General features: G+C 30.3%; 16 protein-coding genes and 1 pseudogene. 16 read left to right on the forward strand and 1 reads right to left on the reverse strand.

The features are described from left to right. Window positions 1-69 precede the first annotated feature (69 nt). Window positions 70-1619, reverse strand: a pseudogene (locus CC87_RS09400) (ATP-binding protein). 227 nt (window positions 1620-1846) lie between these two features. Between CC87_RS09400 and mraZ the strand changes: the two are divergent. Genes mraZ through amrB form a run of 16 tightly spaced genes read left to right on the forward strand, consistent with a single transcriptional unit; the run spans window position 1847 to window position 18372 of the window. Continuing rightward, on the forward strand, window positions 1847-2311 hold the full coding sequence (gene mraZ / locus CC87_RS01650) for a division/cell wall cluster transcriptional repressor MraZ (protein WP_038055399.1): 465 nt from the start codon (window positions 1847-1849) through the stop codon (window positions 2309-2311). Between the two features lie 37 nt (window positions 2312-2348). Continuing rightward, entirely contained in the window at window positions 2349-3158 is an 810-nt protein-coding gene (rsmH, locus tag CC87_RS01655; protein WP_245605478.1) for a 16S rRNA (cytosine(1402)-N(4))-methyltransferase RsmH, read from the forward strand. Next, window positions 3155-3505: a hypothetical protein gene (locus CC87_RS01660; protein ID WP_038055406.1), complete on the forward strand. Its 351-nt coding sequence runs from the start codon at window positions 3155-3157 to the stop codon at window positions 3503-3505. Before rsmH ends, CC87_RS01660 begins: the two co-directional genes overlap by 4 nt. Continuing rightward, window positions 3502-4524 (forward strand): penicillin-binding protein 2, encoded by a 1023-nt coding sequence (locus CC87_RS01665; protein ID WP_156955556.1) that lies wholly within the window; start codon window positions 3502-3504, stop codon window positions 4522-4524. Before CC87_RS01660 ends, CC87_RS01665 begins: the two co-directional genes overlap by 4 nt. Then, complete coding sequence (locus CC87_RS01670) at window positions 4521-6008, forward strand: UDP-N-acetylmuramoyl-L-alanyl-D-glutamate--2,6-diaminopimelate ligase (protein ID WP_051920417.1); 1488 nt, start codon at window positions 4521-4523, stop codon at window positions 6006-6008. The genes CC87_RS01665 and CC87_RS01670 overlap by 4 nt, the downstream gene beginning before the upstream one ends. A gap of 5 nt (window positions 6009-6013) precedes the next feature. Then, window positions 6014-7420, forward strand: a complete 1407-nt coding sequence (locus CC87_RS01675) for a UDP-N-acetylmuramoyl-tripeptide--D-alanyl-D-alanine ligase (RefSeq protein WP_038055411.1) — start codon at window positions 6014-6016, stop codon at window positions 7418-7420. Continuing rightward, the gene (gene mraY / locus CC87_RS01680; RefSeq protein WP_038055413.1) at window positions 7420-8499 is read left to right on the forward strand and encodes a phospho-N-acetylmuramoyl-pentapeptide-transferase; all 1080 of its coding nucleotides are present in this window, start codon (window positions 7420-7422) and stop codon (window positions 8497-8499) included. Before CC87_RS01675 ends, mraY begins: the two co-directional genes overlap by 1 nt. Window positions 8500-8505: 6 nt before the next feature. Continuing rightward, entirely contained in the window at window positions 8506-9894 is a 1389-nt protein-coding gene (murD, locus tag CC87_RS01685) for a UDP-N-acetylmuramoyl-L-alanine--D-glutamate ligase (RefSeq protein ID WP_038055416.1), read from the forward strand. Next, window positions 9891-10973: an undecaprenyldiphospho-muramoylpentapeptide beta-N-acetylglucosaminyltransferase gene (murG, locus tag CC87_RS01690; protein WP_038055418.1), complete on the forward strand. Its 1083-nt coding sequence runs from the start codon at window positions 9891-9893 to the stop codon at window positions 10971-10973. Before murD ends, murG begins: the two co-directional genes overlap by 4 nt. Further along, window positions 10966-12375: a UDP-N-acetylmuramate--L-alanine ligase gene (gene murC / locus CC87_RS01695; RefSeq protein WP_038055421.1), complete on the forward strand. Its 1410-nt coding sequence runs from the start codon at window positions 10966-10968 to the stop codon at window positions 12373-12375. Before murG ends, murC begins: the two co-directional genes overlap by 8 nt. Then, window positions 12365-13276, forward strand: a complete 912-nt coding sequence (gene murB / locus CC87_RS01700) for a UDP-N-acetylmuramate dehydrogenase (RefSeq protein ID WP_038055424.1) — start codon at window positions 12365-12367, stop codon at window positions 13274-13276. Before murC ends, murB begins: the two co-directional genes overlap by 11 nt. Further along, window positions 13273-13995 (forward strand): cell division protein FtsQ/DivIB, encoded by a 723-nt coding sequence (locus tag CC87_RS01705; protein ID WP_038055427.1) that lies wholly within the window; start codon window positions 13273-13275, stop codon window positions 13993-13995. Before murB ends, CC87_RS01705 begins: the two co-directional genes overlap by 4 nt. Window positions 13996-14000: 5 nt before the next feature. Further along, the gene (ftsA, locus tag CC87_RS01710; protein WP_038055430.1) at window positions 14001-15245 is read left to right on the forward strand and encodes a cell division protein FtsA; all 1245 of its coding nucleotides are present in this window, start codon (window positions 14001-14003) and stop codon (window positions 15243-15245) included. Between the two features lie 2 nt (window positions 15246-15247). Then, a complete protein-coding gene (gene ftsZ, locus CC87_RS01715; RefSeq protein ID WP_038055432.1) occupies window positions 15248-16372 on the forward strand; it encodes a cell division protein FtsZ in 1125 nt (374 codons plus the stop codon). Window positions 16373-16396: 24 nt separating this feature from the next. Continuing rightward, the gene (locus CC87_RS01720; RefSeq protein WP_038055433.1) at window positions 16397-17179 is read left to right on the forward strand and encodes a ParB/RepB/Spo0J family partition protein; all 783 of its coding nucleotides are present in this window, start codon (window positions 16397-16399) and stop codon (window positions 17177-17179) included. Then, window positions 17179-18372: an AmmeMemoRadiSam system protein B gene (gene amrB / locus CC87_RS01725; RefSeq protein ID WP_038055435.1), complete on the forward strand. Its 1194-nt coding sequence runs from the start codon at window positions 17179-17181 to the stop codon at window positions 18370-18372. The genes CC87_RS01720 and amrB overlap by 1 nt, the downstream gene beginning before the upstream one ends.

An 18372-nucleotide genomic window follows, 5' to 3' on the forward strand; every position in this document is an offset into this window, starting at 1 on the left:
CTTAATTATTTGAAAATTTTAATACAACCAAAGAAAAAAACAAGAAATACCACTTCGTATGTTAAAAAGCTACACCTGCTCCCAAGAAAATCCTACTATGTTTCTTTCCTTCCGACTAAACTCAACCCCTATGAGATAAATTTCACGACAAGAATTTTGATACTTCTCATGATACCTTTTTGCTTTAAGCTGCTCTATTGCCTTTCCTTCAGGTTCAAGCTCAACCACCTTAAACTCAAATAAATAACACCTATCCTCAAATTTTACTGACATGTCAAGACGGCCAAAACTTGTTGCATCCTCAACCCTCACATCCACTCCTAATGCAGTAAAATATGCATAAAACACACTCGCATAATACCCATCATAGTTCTGTATTTCGCTTTTTTTATACCAGTCATAGGGAACAGAGGCAAAAAAACTTTTAAAGATTTGTATTAAATCCTCTATCTTTCCTTCCTCTAATACTATATACACACGATCAAGTATTCTTTCTTTTTCAGCAGGAACTTTTGTATACCAGTTAAGTAAAGCATCATTGAAACTCATTTTTACTTCAAGATTGGGATAGCCAAGCTTATACATTATTCTTGGGCCACGCCTACGCTTTTCTTTAATTGTCAAATATCCAGTTTGGAATAAAAGAGACTCTGGTTCTATATAATCCACATCAAAAGAAGCCACCAAATTTTCCCCTGCTTCAAATTCTTCAAGACGGGGAAGGTAAAATTTTTTTCATAAAGAAGCTTTATAAGAAAAGTAGGCGTTCCGGTCTCAAACCAGAAGGAGCGGAAGTCTTTTTCTGCGAGAAAAAGAAGGATATCAAAAGGATTATAAACAGGTTCTTTAAGCCAAAAATAGCCATTATACCATTTTTTAACTTCTTCAAGATTTATATCTTTTAGTCTTTCAGCGAAGATTATTTCAAATTCATTTTGGGTATATCCACAGATAGTGCCATATTCAGGATTTAAAGTAATATCTTGCAAATTGTTCAAGCCACTAAAAAGCGAAACCTTGCTGAACTTAGAAACTCCTGTAATGAAGACAAACTTAAGGTAAGGGTCTGCATCTTTGAGAACAGAATAGAAGTTTTTGAGGCATTCCCGCATTTCTATGGCAATTTCAGGATTTTCAATGTTGTCAAGGATGGGTTTATCGTATTCATCTATGAGAACTACTACTTTTTGGTTGTATTTGCGGTAGAGTTTTAGAATAAGTTCTTCAAAACGTTTTTCAAAACGTTTGTTATATAGTTTTTCAGCAAGTTCAACTTCATAGTCCTCAGTAAAGCGTCTTAGGATAAAAAAAATAGTTTCAATAAGTTCTTCTTTTGATTTTACAACTCCAGCTCCAAAACTTATGTAAATAACAGGATACTTCTTAGACCAGTCCCAGTGGTTTTCTAAATAAAGTCCAGTAAAAAGCTCTTTGCGACCAAGAAATGCCTGTCTTAGGGTGTCCAGAAAAAGAGATTTTCCAAATCTTCTTGGACGAGAGAGAAAAAAGTATTTACCCTCATTTGCAAGTTTTTCCACAAAAGGACTTTTATCTACATAATAATACCTTTCAGTTCTTATAACTTCAAAACTTTGAATTCCTATAGGAAGTTTTTTCATAAAATGAAATATATATTATAAATACAAATTTTTATTTATAAAATCCAGCCCTACAAAATGATAATTTGAAAAATTTCCCATTTAATATGTTAAAAAAATTTTAAAAATAATTCAGATTTTTAGAAAAATTTTATCAAAAAAGATTCTAATTCTTTAAATTTCCTCTTGACTTTTTCTTAATTTTTTAATAAGCTTAAGTGGTATAAAGTGGTAAAAAGTGGAAAAAAATGTTTAGAGGAAAATTTAAACACAATATAGATAATAAAGGAAGGTTTAGTCTCCCTTCTAAATTCAGGGAAGTTCTTAGAGTTAAATATGGAAGTGAAAATCTGGTAATTACTAATTATCCTGATTGTTTAGTAGCTTATCCTATAGAAGAGTGGCAAAAAATTGAAGAAAAATTATTAAGTCTTCCTTGGGATGTTCCTGAAGTAAGGCAATATGTTAGATATTTCTTAGGCTCTGCAGAAGAGTGTCAGCCAGATAGACAGGGAAGAATACTTCTTCCTCAGTCTCTTAGAGAAGAAATAAAACTGGAAAAAGAGGTTATCCTTTTAGGAATGTTAAATCACTTTGAAATATGGAATCCTAAGGATTTAGAAGAAAGATTCAGAGAAACTAAAAGCAATTTCAATCAAATTATGCAAATTATAAATCCTTATTTAACAGGGGTTAAAAATTTACCATCATGAGCCAGTTTTATTAAAAGAAGTTCTGGAGTGGTTAAAAGTGGAAAAAGACAAAATTTATGTAGATGGAACTGTAGGATTAGGAGGACATAGTGAAGCTATTTTAGAAGCCTCTTCTCCTACAGGTATTCTGTATGGATTTGAATGGAATGAAGACTCTTTTAAACTGGCAAAAGAACGTTTGAGTAAATATGGTTCCAGGATAAAACTTTTCAATAAGAGTTTTATTTATATAAAAGAAGAATTAAAAAAACAGGGAGTTTTAGCAGATGCTATTCTTTTAGACCTTGGTATTTCTTCTTTTTTGTTAGAAGGATCTGGAAGAGGATTTTCTTTTCAAAAAGATGAGCTCTTAGATATGAGAATGAGTTATACTATAGATCTTACAGCAAAGAAAATTTTAAATTCCTATACTTTTGAAGAGCTTAAGCAAGTATTTTTAAAAGGAGAAGTGCCAAGAGCAGAAAAGTTTGCCAAATTTATTTGTGAAAAAAGAAAAAGAGAACCTTTTGAAACTACTCAGGATCTTGTAAAAGCGGTAAAAGAATTCTATAAAACCTCTAAAAAAGACTTATTAGCAATTATTTTCCAAAGTTTAAGAATTGAAGTTAATCAAGAGCTTAAAAATTTGGAAGTGGCTTTAAAAGAACTTCCAGATATATTAAAACCTTCAGGAAGAATAGCTATAATATCTTTTCATTCCTTAGAAGATAGATTGGTGAAGTTTGCTTTTAAAGGAGATCCCAGAATAAAAGTTCTTACCAAAAAACCCATTATTCCTTCCCAGGAAGAAATAAAAAGAAACCCAAGAGCAAGAAGTGCTAAAATGAGAGTGGGGGAAAGAATATGATAGTAAATAAAGCTTTGCATTACAAACCTGATCTGGAGTATAATAATATAAAATCAAAATCCAAGAAAAAAAAAGAAAAAGTTTCTTTTAAAGAGCTACTTAAGGAATTCTTTTTAAATGTAGCTCTGTTATTCTTTGCTATTTTGACTGTTATTTTTACAGCAGGTATAGCTTATAAAAGCTATATACTTTTTAAATTGAAAAAAGAAGTTTATAAATTAACTCAGGAAAATCAAAAATTGGTAAAAAAATACCAATATCTGACCTCACGAGATATAGTTTTAGAAAAGGCTAAAAAATTAGGACTTAGGCCGCCTCAAAATCGGGATTATCTGAGGTTAGAATGATGAATAAAAATAATACTTCCAGAGTTTTAATATTTGTTACTGTTTTAGTTATTTTATTAACTGGGATATTTAATCTATCTATAAAAAAAGTTAGAGGAAATATTAATAATCTGGAAATAAAAAGAGGCTATATTTTAGATAGAAATATGGAACCTTTAGCTATAACCTTAGAAAATTATAAAGCCTATTATCTTATAAAAGATGATCTATTATTCAACTATTCTCCTGTTTTAAAAAAATATTTAAATTCTACTTTAAATCTTCCTAAAAGGGGTCTTATATTACTTTCAGATAATCTTAGTTTAGATGAAGTGGAAGAACTTAAAAAAGAAAAAAATGTTATCATAGAAAAAAATTTCAAAAGAAAAATTTTGGATTCCAGTTTAACCTTTTTAATAGGAGAAACTTTTAATGGATATGGTGTTTGTGGTTTGGAAAAAATTTTTGATAAAACCTTACAAAAGGGAAAGCCTGTTATTCTTTCTTTGGATTATAAAATAGAAAAAAAACTTTATAAATGGGCTGAAAAGTTTAGAGATTATGATTTAGGAATAGGTTTGTTTGATCTGAAAACAGGAGAGTTATTAGCTTATATAGAAAAAGGAGAAGATAAACTTTTTAATCATTTTTATTCTTCTTCTATTTTCAGAATATCTGAAAAAAATTTGACTGATTTTGAATGGCCCCTTACCAAGGGGAATATAATAGAAATTAATCACAATAGATACATAAATCTTTGGTATTTAGCCAAGTTGTATATGGATAAAGTTTGCGATGGTTCTATAACTCCAAAATTAGTTTATATTAAAGAAAAAGATATATGCAAACCAAAATTGGACTCCTTTGAAAGAAAAAAACAGATCTATTTTTTTAACAAAGGATTTATTAGTGTATATTTAAAAAATGATAAGATGTTGATTTTGGTTTTGAAAGTAAATAATGAAACCAGTTTAGACGAGTTAAAAGAGTATGAAGTTTTAAATAAAAAATTTGATAATTTAGCTTATAAAATCTTATGAAACCCTTAAAAAAGCTTATTAAAGATTTAGAAATAATAGACTTTTTTCCAAAAAAGCATAGAGATTATTTTTATAATTTAGAAATAAAAGGAATTACAGAAAATTCTAAAGAAGTAGAATCCGGATATATATTTGTTGCCAGAAAAGGCACTCAATTTAATGGAGAAGAATTTATTGAAGAGGCTATAAATAAAGGTGCTGTAGTTATATTAAAAGAAAGTCCTATTAAAGAAGTTGAAAAATTTTCAAATGTATTTTTTATACAAGTAAAGAATATCAAAAAAGCTCTTTCTCGCATAGTTTTAAATTTTTATTCTCATCCAGAAAAAGAGCTAATTTTAATTGGAGTAACAGGCACCAATGGAAAAACCTCAGTCAGTTATTTTACTAAAAATATTTTGAATAAAGCAGGATTAAAAACAGGGTATATAGGAACTATATTTTACGAAACTGATCGTGTTATTCCTGCTCTGGAGACCACTCCTTCAATTTTAAAAATAGTCTCGCTTTTGAAAGAAATGGTAGATAAAAATTTTAAAGCCTGTGTAATAGAAGTTTCTTCTCATGCTTTGCATCAGGATAGAATTCTGGGCTTGACTTTTGATATAGCAGCTTTTACCAATCTTTCAAGAGATCATTTGGATTATCATCAAACCATGGAAAGTTATTATCAAGCTAAAAAGAAGCTTTTTACCTGTTATCTTAAACCTTCTGGCAAAGCTGTTGTTTCTCAGGAAACAGAATATGGTAAAAGACTAACTAAAGAATTAAAGCCAATTTTAAAGGATAGACTTATTTTGGTAAATAATGAGAAAATAAAAGCGGAAATACTGGATAAAAAAAACGGTTTGTTCTTATTAGTAAAGTTTGGGGATAAAGAATATAAAATTTCTACTCAATTGTATGGCGATTATCAAGCTAAAAATATAGCAACCCTGTGTGGTATTTTATTAACCTTGAGTTATAAAGAAGATCAAATTATTTCTTATTTAAAAGATTTGAAAAACCCCTTAGGAAGACTTGAGTTGGTAACAGAATATAAAGGAGCCAAAATTTTTGTAGATTATGCCCATACTCCTTCAGCTTTGGAGGAGGTTCTTAAAAGCTTAAAATCTTTAAAAGATAACAGACTCATAGTAGTTTTTGGATGTGGAGGAAATAGAGATAAAGGTAAAAGGCCTCTTATGGGACAAGTGGCAAGTGTATTAGCAGATGAAATCATTTTAACTTCTGATAATCCAAGATTTGAAGATCCTCTTGAAATTATAGAAGATATTAAAAAAGGGATAAATGGAAGCAAACCTTATAAAGTCATTCCTGATAGAAAAGAGGCTTTGAAAGAAGCTATAAAAAGTTTAAAAAAAGGAGATGTGCTTGTAGTTGCTGGGAAAGGACATGAGACCTATCAGGAAATAAAGGGAAAAAGATATTCCTTTTCTGATCAAGAAGAGGTTTTAAAAATTATCCGAGAAATAGGAGGTTAAATTAAATGAACATAGAAAATAAGTTTTCTACAGAAGATATAGTAAAAGCAACTTCTGGAATTCTCATTAATGGAGATATGGGAATCACTTTCAGAGGTATTTCTACAGATACCAGAACTATAAAACCAGGTTATCTTTTTTGGGCTTTAAAAGGGACTAATTATGATGGACATGATTTTTGGAAAGAGGCTATTGATAAAGGAGCTAAAGGCTTAGTAATATCTCGTTTTCCTTCTAAATTTAGAATAGAAGAGCTTCCCAAAACTATATCTGTAGTTTTTGTAAAAGATACTTTAAAAGCTTTAGGAGATCTTGCACATTTTTGGAGAAAAAAACTGAATTGCTCCATGGTTGCTATTACAGGATCCTGTGGAAAAACCACTACCAAAGAATTAACCTATGAAATTCTCTCAAAATTCTGGAAATGTGCTAAAAACGAAGCAAATTATAACAATTTGATAGGTGTTCCTTTATCTATTTTATCCATAAAAGAAGGAACAGACATAGGAATTTTAGAACTTGGCACAAATGCTCCCGGAGAAATAGAAAGGCTTTCTCAAATAGTTTCCCCTCAAATTTCTGTAATTACCTGTATATACCCTTCTCATTTAGAGAGTCTTGGTACTATGGAAGGGGTTTTAGAAGAAAAAATAAATTTATTTAAAAATACCGATCCAAATGGGATTTTAATATATAATTACGATCAAGATATTTTAAGAGAAAAAATCAAAAATTTTCCTCAGAAAAAAATTTCTTTTGGATTAAATAAAGGTGCTGATCTTTATGCAGAGAATTTTAAAATTGTTGAAAATGAGTTAAAAGGAGAAGTGGTCTATTGTAACAAAAAATTCAATTTAAAAATTCCTTATATTGGAAAACACAATTTACAGAACCTGTTAGCAGCTCTTTCTGTAGTAGTAAGTTTGGATTTAGATTTGGAAAAAATTATTTCAGAGCTTGGTAAAAGTATAAACCTCTTTCAAAGAACCAGATTTTATAAAAAAGGAAATTTTTTAATTGTAGATGATACCTACAATGCCAATCCTGGTTCTATGAAGGCTGCTTTTGAATATTTAAAAGATTTTTCTGGTAAGAAAAGAATTTGCATTTTGGGAGATATGAAAGAACTTGGCAAAGAGGCAGAGAAATATCACAGAGAAATAGGAAAATTAGCAGGAGAAATAGCAGATTTATGTTATTTTGTAGGAGATATGGCAGAGGTTTATGGAGAAGCCTTTTCCATCTCTTCTAAGCCTTTTAAGACCTTTAAAAATACTGAAGAATTGTTAGAAAACTTAAATATTTATGAAATAAAGGAATTTTGCCCAGAGAGTGGAATAATTTTTGTAAAAGGATCAAGAGCCTTAAAAATGGAAAGGATAGTAGAAAAACTTTTTAAGGAGCTTGATTAATGTTTTATTATTTATTTTATTCTTTAAGTGATATTTCTATTATTTTTAATGTGTTTAAATATATAACTTTCAGAATGATTTGTGGAGCTATAACTTCTTTTTTCTTGATTTATTTTTTGATGCCACCTTTTATAAGGTTTATGAGAAAAAAACAATTTGGACAAATTGTTAGAGAAGAAGGTCCTTCTCATCATAAAATTAAAACCGGAACACCTACTATGGGAGGTTTTATAGTTATATTAGGAATAACTGTTTCTGTTTTATTGTGGTGTAAACTTACCAATCCTTTTGTATGGTTGGCTCTTTTTATTCTTTTAAGCTTCGGGTTTATAGGGTTTTTAGATGATTTTCTAAAAATAAAAAGAAAAAAAAATTTAGGGTTAAGAGCCAGGGAAAAGCTTTTACTTCAGGTTTTGATAGTAACTGTTTTATATTTTCTTCTGTTTAAAACTTTAAATTTTTCTACAGAATTAATGTTTCCTTTTTTTAAAAAAGCTATAATTAATATAGGTATATTTTATTTAATTTTTAGTATGCTTGTAATTGTGGGAAGTTCCAATGCTATGAATTTAACTGATGGACTTGATGGTCTTGCAATAGTTCCTTTCATGGTGGTGGCAGGAGTATATAGTATTTTAGCTTATGTAGTGGGGAACATTAAATTTGCTAATTATTTATATTTGCCTTTTATACCTTATGCAGGAGAACTTGCTATTTTTTGTGCTATATTAATGGGAGCAGGTTTGGGTTTTTTGTGGTATAACTGTCATCCAGCAGAAGTTTTTATGGGAGATGTAGGATCCTTAGGATTAGGAGCAAGTCTTGGTGCTATTTCTATTATGACAAAACAGGAATTTCTTTTGGTAATTGCAGGGGGTATTTTTGTTATGGAAGCTCTTTCTGTTATACTACAGGTAGGTTATTTTAAATTAACACATGGAAAAAGACTTTTTAAAATGGCTCCTATTCACCATCATTTTGAATTAAAAGGATGGCCTGAAAATAAGGTAGTAGTTAGATTTTGGATTATTTCTATTATTTGTGGATTACTTGCTTTAAGCACACTTAAAATCAGGTAAAAAATTATGGAACTAAAAGAGAAAAAGGTAGTAGTAATTGGCTTTGGGAAAAGCGGTCAAGCAGCTACCAGATTGCTTTTAAAACAGGGAGCTGAGGTTATTGTTTCTGAAAGTAAAAGTAGAGAAAGTTTAAATGAAAATCTTTTGAAAAGTTTTGAATCTCAAGGGGTTTATTTTGAAACAGAAACTCATAAACCTAAAACACTTTTATCTGCAGATTTAATAGTAGTAAGTCCTGGAGTTCCAAAAGAAGTTTATGAAATAGCTTTAAAAAAGGATATTCCTGTTATTGGTGAACTTGAACTTGCCTGGCAATTTTTATCTTGCAAAGATGAAACCATAGCTATTACAGGAACTAATGGAAAGACCACTACTACTGCTATGGTTTCTGATCTTTTAAAATTTTCAGGATATAGAGTTTTTACTGGCGGAAACTATGGTATTCCTCTTTCAGAGCTTGTTATTTCTGAAATTAAAGTGGATAAAGTAGTGCTTGAAGTATCAAGCTTTCAACTGGAAACCATAAAAACTTTTGCACCTAAAACAGGGATAATTATAAATATTACTCCTGATCATTTGGAAAGGTATGTCTCAGAAGAGGAATATGCTTATTATAAATACTGTGTATTTAAAAATCAAAAATTTAAAGATTTTAGCATCCTTCCTTTTGGAGAAAAATGGCTGGAAAAATTTGGATATCTTATTAAAGGGCAAAAAAAGTTTTTTGATGAAAAAGAAAATGCTGAAGCTTCAGCATTTTTAAGGGATGAAAGAGGATTTATACTTAAATTAGAAGAGGAAGAAGAATACTCTTTTACAGGATTTAAGCTATTAGGCAGACATAATAAATTAAACTTTATGATTGCAAGTCTTGGAGCAAGATTAATGGGAGCAACTCAGGAAAGTATAAAGAGACTTGTAAAGGAATTTACAGGATTTCCTCATAGGTTAGAGTATATAGGATGCTTTGGAGGGGTTTATTTTATAAATGATTCAAAGGCTACCAATGTAGATGCTACTTTACAGGCTTTAAAGGGGTTGCAGGCTCCTCTTATTTTAATTATGGGAGGTAGACACAAAGGTGCTTCTTATGCATCTTTAATTTCTTATATCAAAGAAAAAGTTAAAAAATTAATTTTGATGGGAGAATCTCGTTATATTATAGGAGAAGAACTCGGTTTGATTACAGACACTTTTATTACAGAAACTTTGCTACAGGCTGTAACTTTGGCACTTAAATTGGCAGAGCCAGGGGACACTATACTTTTTTCTCCTGCTTGTTCAAGCTTTGATCAATTTAAGAACTATGAAGAAAGAGGAGAGGTTTTTAGAGAATTGGTATTTAAATATGCACCTTTATTTTTAAAAGATACTTCTAAAGAGGTTTATCATTGAGGTGGCTTATAGTGGCAGGAGGGACAGGAGGACATTTGTTTCCAGGTATCGCGGTAGCACAGGAATTAATGCGTATGGGAAGAGAAGTATATTTTATTTCAGGTATAAGGAAAGTAGAAAAGGTTATTTTAAAAGATAGCCCTTTTAAAGTATATGAATTAGATGTAGAGGGTTTCTTAGGTAGATCAGTTTTTAATAAAGGTAGAGCTTTTTTAAAGATGGGAAAAGCAGTTTTAAAGGCTTATAAATTGATAAAAAAACTTAATCCACAGGTCATTTTTGCTACAGGAGGATATATTTCTTTTCCTGTAGTTTTAGCAGGAAAATGCCAAGGTAAAGTTACAGGTCTTCATGAACAGAACATAGAACCAGGTCTTGCTAATAAAGTTTTAAGTAAATTAGTAGATAGAGTTTTTGTAAGTATAAAAGGAAGTGAAATTCACTTCCCTAAGGAAAAAGTGGTTTTCTCAGGAAATCCAGTAAGAAGAGAGCTTTTACAAAAAAAACAAAGAGAACATCCTGGCAAAGGGCTTTTAATCTTGGGAGGTAGTTTGGGAGCAAAATTTATAAATGAAATTTCCTTAAAAATTATACCTGAGCTTTTAAAAGATTTCCAGGATCTTTTTGTAATTCATCAAACAGGCTTAGATGATTATGAAAGAATAAAAGAAATGTATGAAAAAAAATTAAGAAAAGAACAAAAAGAAAGATTAAAAGTCTGTCCTTTTATAAAGGATATGAGCTGGGCTTATTCTCAAGCAGATCTTGTTTTAGGAAGAGCAGGGGCTACAACATTGGCAGAACTTTTTGCAATAGGTCTTCCTGCTATTTTTATACCCTTTCCTTATGCTACTAATAATCATCAGGAAAAAAATGCAAGAAGTGTAGCAGAAAAAGGAGGAGCAATTTTGATTAAACAAAGTGAAGCAACTCCTGAAAGAGTTTTGAGAGAACTGAAAAGTTTATTGAGTTTTCCAGAAAAACTAAAAATGATGGCTCAAGCCATGAAAAGTTTTTTTATAAAGGATTCTGAAAAAATTATTATAAATGAACTTGAGAGGTTAGTGGAAAATGCTTAAAAATTGTTTAAATGAAAAAGAAAAAAAGAAAATTCATTTTATAGGAATTGGCGGAGTTGGAATGAGCAGTTTAGCTATAATTTTAAATTTTTTAGGACATGAAATAACTGGCTGTGATATTTCAAAAAGTAGATATACACAGATGTTAGAAAAAAACGGTATAACAGTATATTATGGTCATTCTGAAAAGCACTTGGATGGGGTAGATATAGTGGTTTATTCCTCTGCTATTCCTCAAAACAATCCAGAATTGCTTAAAGCTAAAGAAAAAGGGATCTGGGTTATTCCAAGAGCTCAGATGCTTTCTGAAGTGATGAATTTATATCCTAAGAGTATTGTAGTAGCAGGTTCTCATGGTAAAACTACCACTACTTCTATGATAGCAGAAGTTTTAATAAATTTAAAGAAAAATCCTACTGTAGTAGTAGGAGGAATTATTAATAATATTAAAACTCATTCAATCTTAGGAAAAAGTGAATACTTAGTAGCAGAGGCAGATGAAAGTGATGGGTCTTTTCTCTGCTATAACCCTTTTATTGAGGTAATTACCAATATTGATAAAGAACACTTGGATTTTTATGCAGATTTCAAGGCAGTTAAAAAGGCATTTATTAATTTTATCAAAAAATGTTCTCCTGATGGAAAGGTGGTGCTTTGTGGAGATGATGAAGGAGTAAAAGATGTTTTAGAGGAAATCTCTGGCCCCTTTTTACTCTATGGTTTTTCTTCAGAAAATCATTTAGTAGGAAAAATTTTAGAGGATACCGGTTATCCTTTAGTAGAAATTTATTATAAAGAAAATTATTTAGGAAATTTAAAACTTTCTGTTCCGGGAAAGCACAATATTTTAAATGCTTTAGCTACTATAGGTGTGTCTTTAATTTTGGATTTACCTGTAAAACAGGTTTTAAAGATTTTAGAAAAATTTAAAGGAGCAAGAAGAAGATTGGAATTCAAAGGAATATGGAGAGGTAATATTTTGTTAGATGATTATGCCCATCATCCTACAGAAATTAAAGCTTCTCTTGAGGCTTTAAGAAAGGTTTATAGAGATAAAAAATTATTTTTAATTTTTCAGCCTCATAGATATAGTAGGGTAAAAGCTTTATGGGATGAATTTTTATTGGTTTTAAAAGACCCAGAAATATTAGTGTTGACAGAAATTTATCCTGCCAGTGAAAAACCTATTCCTGGGGTTTCAGGTTATACTTTTTTTGAAAGTGTAAAAAATTTAAGAGGATCCAAACCCACTTTTTTTGCAAATGATTTTGAAGGTATTTTTGATCTTTTAGAAAAAATAGGAGACAAAGAACAAATTATAGTAACTATGGGAGCAGGTAATATTTATAAAATACATAGTAAACTTTTGCAACAAGAAAAAAATTTAGAAAATGTGGCTTAATGACTTAGAAAAGAGATTAAAGGAAATGGGAATTTTTTATAAAAAAGAAGAGGTTTTAGCTCCATATACTACTATTAAAATAGGTGGTCCCTGTAGCTTAATGATTTTTCCTAAAACTAAGGAAGAAATATTAGAAATTTTAGAATATTTAGAAAAGGAAAATATACATAGTTTTATATTAGGAGGAGGAAGTAATCTTTTAGTTGCTGATGAAGGGTTTGATGGAGTGGTCTTAACTTTAAAAGAGTTTAAAGGAATGGAAATAGTGAAAGAAAAAGAGAAAGAAGTGATTTTGAAAATAAAAGCAGGAACACTTGTAAATGCATTAATATCCTTATGTTTAAAGGAAGGTTTTTCAGGGATAGAATTTTTAGCAGGAATTCCAGCAACTATAGGTGGAACCATCAAAATGAATGCAGGAGCCTTTGGTAACACTATATCTTCTTTTGTTAGAACTATAGAAATTTATAAAAATAATAAATTATTTATTTTAAAATCCGAAGAAAATTTATGGGATTATAGAGTCTTTAAAGAAGAAGGTGTAATTTTAGAAGTTGAATTAAAACTAAAAAAAATGAAAAAAGAGAGGATAAAAGAAAAAGTAAAAGAATATATTCAAAAAAGAAAAAAGAATCAGCCATTTTCTAAAAAAACCTTTGGTTCAGTTTTTAAAAATCCACCTAATGATTATGCAGGGCGATTAATAGATGCGTGTGGATTAAAAGGTTATAGAATAGGAGATGCTGAAATTTCTGAAAAACATGCCAATTTTATTGTTAATTTAGGAAAAGCTAAAGCTAAGGAGGTTTTGAAATTAATAAAATTAGCCCAAGATAAGGTTTTTGAAAAGTTTAATATAAAATTGGAACCTGAAGTTAAATTTTTGGGATGCAGTTTATGATTAGAAAATTTATTAAAAATAAAATATTTTGGGGAATTTTGTTTACTTTAAGTATAATAGTAGGTATAATTTATATTTTATATTTTACAAACCTGTTTATTCTTAAAGAAATAAAAGTTTTTAATACAAAAAGAGTTGATAAAAATGAAATAATAAAATTAACAGGACTAAAAGGAGGAGAAAAGCTATTTAGGATTTCCATGAATAAGCTTAAAAAAAGAATACTTACTAATAATAATATAGAAGATGTAACTATAGTTAGACGCTTGCCAGGAACTTTGGAAATTAAAATTGAAGAAAGAGAACCTTTAGCTATCCTGGTTAAAAATAACAGAGGTTATTTAATAGATAAAAATGGAGTTATTTTAAGTGGCATCTTACCTGAAGATTATTTCTTTTATCCTGTAGTTGAAATAAAGAATAAAACTTTTGAAAAGAAGTTATTTAATTTTTTGGTTTGGTTAAAGAATAATAAAAATTATTTGCCTGTATATGAAAATTTAGCTAAAATTATATTAGCTGAAGATAAATTGATTTTGATTACTAAAAATCATTTGACAATTTATTTACCTTTAATTTCTGAAAAGGATTGGATTTATTATTATAGAAATTTAGACCGAATTATGGCTTATTTATACGAAAAAAAATTGATAGAAAAGATAGAATTAATAAGATTAGATTATCCTTTGGGAGAGGCTTTAATAAAGTTTAGGAGTTGAATTTTATGGGCAAAGGAAAAGGGATTTTAGTAATAGATGTGGGAACAACTAAAATATGTGCTCTTATAGGAGAGGAAAGGGAGGGTAATTTATGGATTACCGGAATAGGAGTAGCTCCTTCTCGTGGATTAAAAAAAGGAATAATTATTAATATAGATGAGGCTACAGAAAGTATAAAAAGTGCTATAGAAAAAGCCCAAGCTCAGGCAAAAGTAAATATTGGATTAATTTACACAAGTATTGCAGGAAGTCATATTAAAACCATTCCTGGAATGGGAGTTGTAGCTTTAAAAGAAAAACAGGTTACACCTGTAGAGGTAGAAGAAGTTTTGCAGGCAGCTCAAGCAGTAGATTTACCCAAGGATAGAGTAATTTTACATGTTATTCCTCAAGAGTTTATTGTGGATCAACAGAGAGGAATTTTGCAACCTCTTGGAATGACAGGAGTTAGATTAGAGGCACATGTAAATTTAATTACCTGTAATCGCTCAACTCTTCAGAATTTATTAAAGTGTTTTGAAAATCTTGAATTAGAGGTTGATGGAGTTATTTTTCAGGGTTTAGCCTCTGCAGAAGCCATTTTAACTCCAGAAGAAAAAGAACTTGGAGTAGCTTTATTGGATTTTGGAGGAGGAACTACAGATGTAGTAGTATATTGGGATGGGGTTTTAAGATATGTGTTTTCTTTACCCATAGGAGGAGAACTTCTTACCAATGATTTAGCAGTGGGTCTTAGAACATCTAAAAAAGAGGCAGAGAAGATAAAAATCCAAAAGGGAGTATGTTTAAGAGAACTGGTGGAGGATGAAGAGGTTATAGAAGTTCCAGGAATTGGTAATCGGCCACCAAGAAAAGTAAGTAAAAGGTTTTTAGCAGAAATTCTGGAACCAAGGGTAAAAGAATTGTTTGAATTTGTAGAGAAAGAATTAAGAAATTACGTTTTTAAAGAGGGTGAAATGTTTGATATTAAATCAAAAATGGGAAGTGGTTTGGTTATCACTGGAGGTTCTTCTTTGTTGCCAGGATTAATTTATTTAGCAGATCAAATGTTTGATTTACCAACAAGAGTAGGTTATCCTCCTAAATTATCAGGTTTAACAGAAGAAATTCATCATCCCCAGTTTGCAACTGCTGTTGGTATGTTGCTTTATGGTTACAGGTTTAAAGAGAAAATTATAGAGGTTGAAAAAGGGGAAGGTTTATTTGGAAAATTAAAAAAGAAATTTCTAAAAATATTACAAGGAGGATAGATATGATACCTTTTGAACTGTTAGAGGAAGAAATAAAAATTCAACCCAACATAAAAGTAATAGGTATAGGTGGTGCTGGTGGGAATGCTGTGGCTAATATGATAAAAAATAAACTTGTAGGAGTAGAATTTATAGTAGCTAATACTGATTACAAAGTTTTAGAATTAAATCCAGCACCTATTAAAATCCAACTTGGTAAAAAATTAACCAAAGGATTAGGAGCAGGAGGAAAGCCAGAAATTGGAAGACAGGCTGCAGAGGAGAGTGAAAAAGAAATTAGAGATGTTTTAAAAGATGCAGATATGGTTTTTATTGCAGCGGGAATGGGAGGAGGAACAGGTACAGGGGCAGCTCCTATAATAGCTAATATTTGTAAAGATTTGGGTATTTTAACTGTAGCAGTTGTTACAAAACCATTTTCTTTTGAAGGAAAATTTAGAATGAAAATTGCAGAACAGGGCTTAGAAGAACTCTCTAAATTTGTTGATACCCTTATAACTATTCCGAACGATAGACTTATTACCTTAGGTTCTCCTCAAGAAAGACTTGCAGATATGTTTAAAAAAGCAGATGATGTATTATATTATGCAGTAAAGGGAATTTCTGATTTGATTTTGTCCCCTGGATATATTAATTTGGATTTTGCGGATGTAAAAGCTGTTATGAGTGAGAGTGGAGGAGTGGCTTTAATGGGAATGGGAGAAGCAGTAGGAGAAGGTAGGGCAGAAATAGCTACTCAAATGGCTATTTATAGTCCTTTGTTAGAGGATCTTTCTATTTCTGGAGCTAAAGGAATTTTAATTAATATAAGCGTTCATCCTGAAACTTTAACTATTCAAGAAACACAAATTATTACTGGTATGATAACCAAGGAGTTACATCCTGATGCTAAGGTATATTGGGGAGTGATTTTTGATGATACCTTGGGAGAGGCTTTAAGAGTTACAGTAATAGCTACAGGTCTTGAAGAGGGTGAAGTGCAAGAAGAAAAAAGTGAAAAAGTAGTTACTATAGAGGAAGGATTAAAAAGAAAAGAATTTAAAGATAAGAAAAAAAAGGTAGATTTAGATTTATTTGATGAGGAAGTTTTGGATATACCCACTTTTTTGAGGAGGAATGCAGATTAAGAGTTTATTAAAGGGGGTGAAATTATGATTGAGTTAGCCTCCTTTGAAGATCCTGTAAAAAAGCAGCCTTTAAAATTGGCTTTGTTTAAGATTGATGAAGTTAATAGACCACCTTTCCAAAGAGATATTTCTGAAAGTTTAAAAAAACATTTAGAAATGGCTATAGAAAAACTTGGTTTTCTTACTCCTATAGTAGTGGTTCAAAAAGATGGAAAATATTATGTAGTAGATGGACAACATAGACTTGAAGCTATGAGAGATTTAGGAGCAAGAGAAATACTTGCTATAATTGCAGATGAAAGTTTATATCATCATATTTTAGAATTTAATACTGAAAAACCCCCAAATGTAAAAGAAAAGTCCAAACAATCCTATAGACTTTATCAGGATCTTTTAAAGAGTGATCCTAATTTAATAGAAGCTGATCTGTTTACTTATTTTAAAGATCCAGTATTTATTACTTTTGGTTTTGCTTTAGAAGAATATGATCCAAGATTTCCTGCAAGTTTTTATGAAAGCTTTGTTTCTAAAATTGATAATTTTTTAGATATGCCTTTAAGTGAGGCTGCTGAAGAAAGAAGAAAGAGGGCAGAGGCTTTAATAGATCTTAATAAGGTTGTCAATGAAAAATATGCAGAATTTGGATGGGAAAATGCTCTTATGAAAGGTGATATAGTAAGAAAATCAGTTCAAAAAGCCTTTGGTATAAGAGTAAGAACAATAGAAGAAGATTTTTATACTGCTGTAGAAAGAGTAAAAGAAGCTTGTCAGAGTTTAACACCTGAAGATTTTGGAGAGGGAGCATAATGGAGGAATATAGTTTGGATTTTAAACCTATTTTAAGATATATGGATGCTATTCCAACAGAACATGAAGGACAACCTGTATTTTTGTTAAGAGATCCTATAGGTATTATAGAGGAGCTTGTAGTTATCCCTCAGAATATAGCTTTTCTTCTTTCTTTAATGGATGGAAAGCATGATTTAAGAGATTTACAGGCAGAGGCTACTAAAGCTGCGGGAGAAATAGTTCCTATTGAAGAAATAATTAAAATTGTTAAATTTCTGGATGAAAAAGGCCTTTTGTGGAGTAAAAATTTTGAAGAGATAAAAAATAAAGCCTATTCTAAATGGTTTTCTTATCCTTTTAGACCAATGGCTCATGCCAATCAGGCTTATCCTTTATCTGCTTCAGAAGCTAAATTTTTTGTAGAAGATATTTTAAAATTAGCAAATCCTCATTCCTCTGAACCTCCCAAAATTCTTATTGTTCCTCATATAGATATAAAAACTGGTGCTAAAGCTTATGCAGAAAGTTATAGCAGATTTAAAATTCCTGAGGGGTCAAGAATAATCATTTTAGGAGTGGGGCATCACTTAGATCTACCTTTTTCTATCCTTACTAAGGATATAGCTACACCCTTTGGAACTGTTAGAAATGATAAAGGAGGAATATTTTATTTAAATAAATCTAAAAAACTGGAAATATTTCCTGATCACATGGCTCATAAATTGGAACATTCTATAGAATTCCAGGTTTTATTTTTACACCATTTATTAGGAGATGGTTTTGTAGTTTTACCTATTTTAATTGGCCCGCTTCCTACCTTTTTTCCTCAGAAAGATCTTGTGGAAAAATTTGCAGAAGGGATAGCAGAATTGTTAGATGATAGCACTTATTTATTGTTAGCTATAGACTTCTGTCATTTAGGCTTAAGATATGGAGATCCCTTTGAAGTTACAGATAAACATATTAACAGAGCTTTAGAAGTAGATAAAACTTTAATAGAACTTACTTCTAAGGCTTCTACAGAAGAATTTTTAGATAAAGCCAAAGAAGTAGCTCCTATGAAAATTTGTGGTTTATCCTGTTTATTTTTAACTAATCTTATTTTACAAAAAGTAGATCTAAAAGGTGATTTTAAAATTTATTACCAACAAGCTGTGCCTTTTGGAAAAGGCTCTGCAGTATCTATAGTCTCTGCAGGATATCATATTTAA

The organism is Thermodesulfobacterium hydrogeniphilum (assembly GCF_000746255.1).
Taxonomy (GTDB): Bacteria; Desulfobacterota; Thermodesulfobacteria; order Thermodesulfobacteriales; family Thermodesulfobacteriaceae; genus Thermodesulfobacterium; species Thermodesulfobacterium hydrogeniphilum.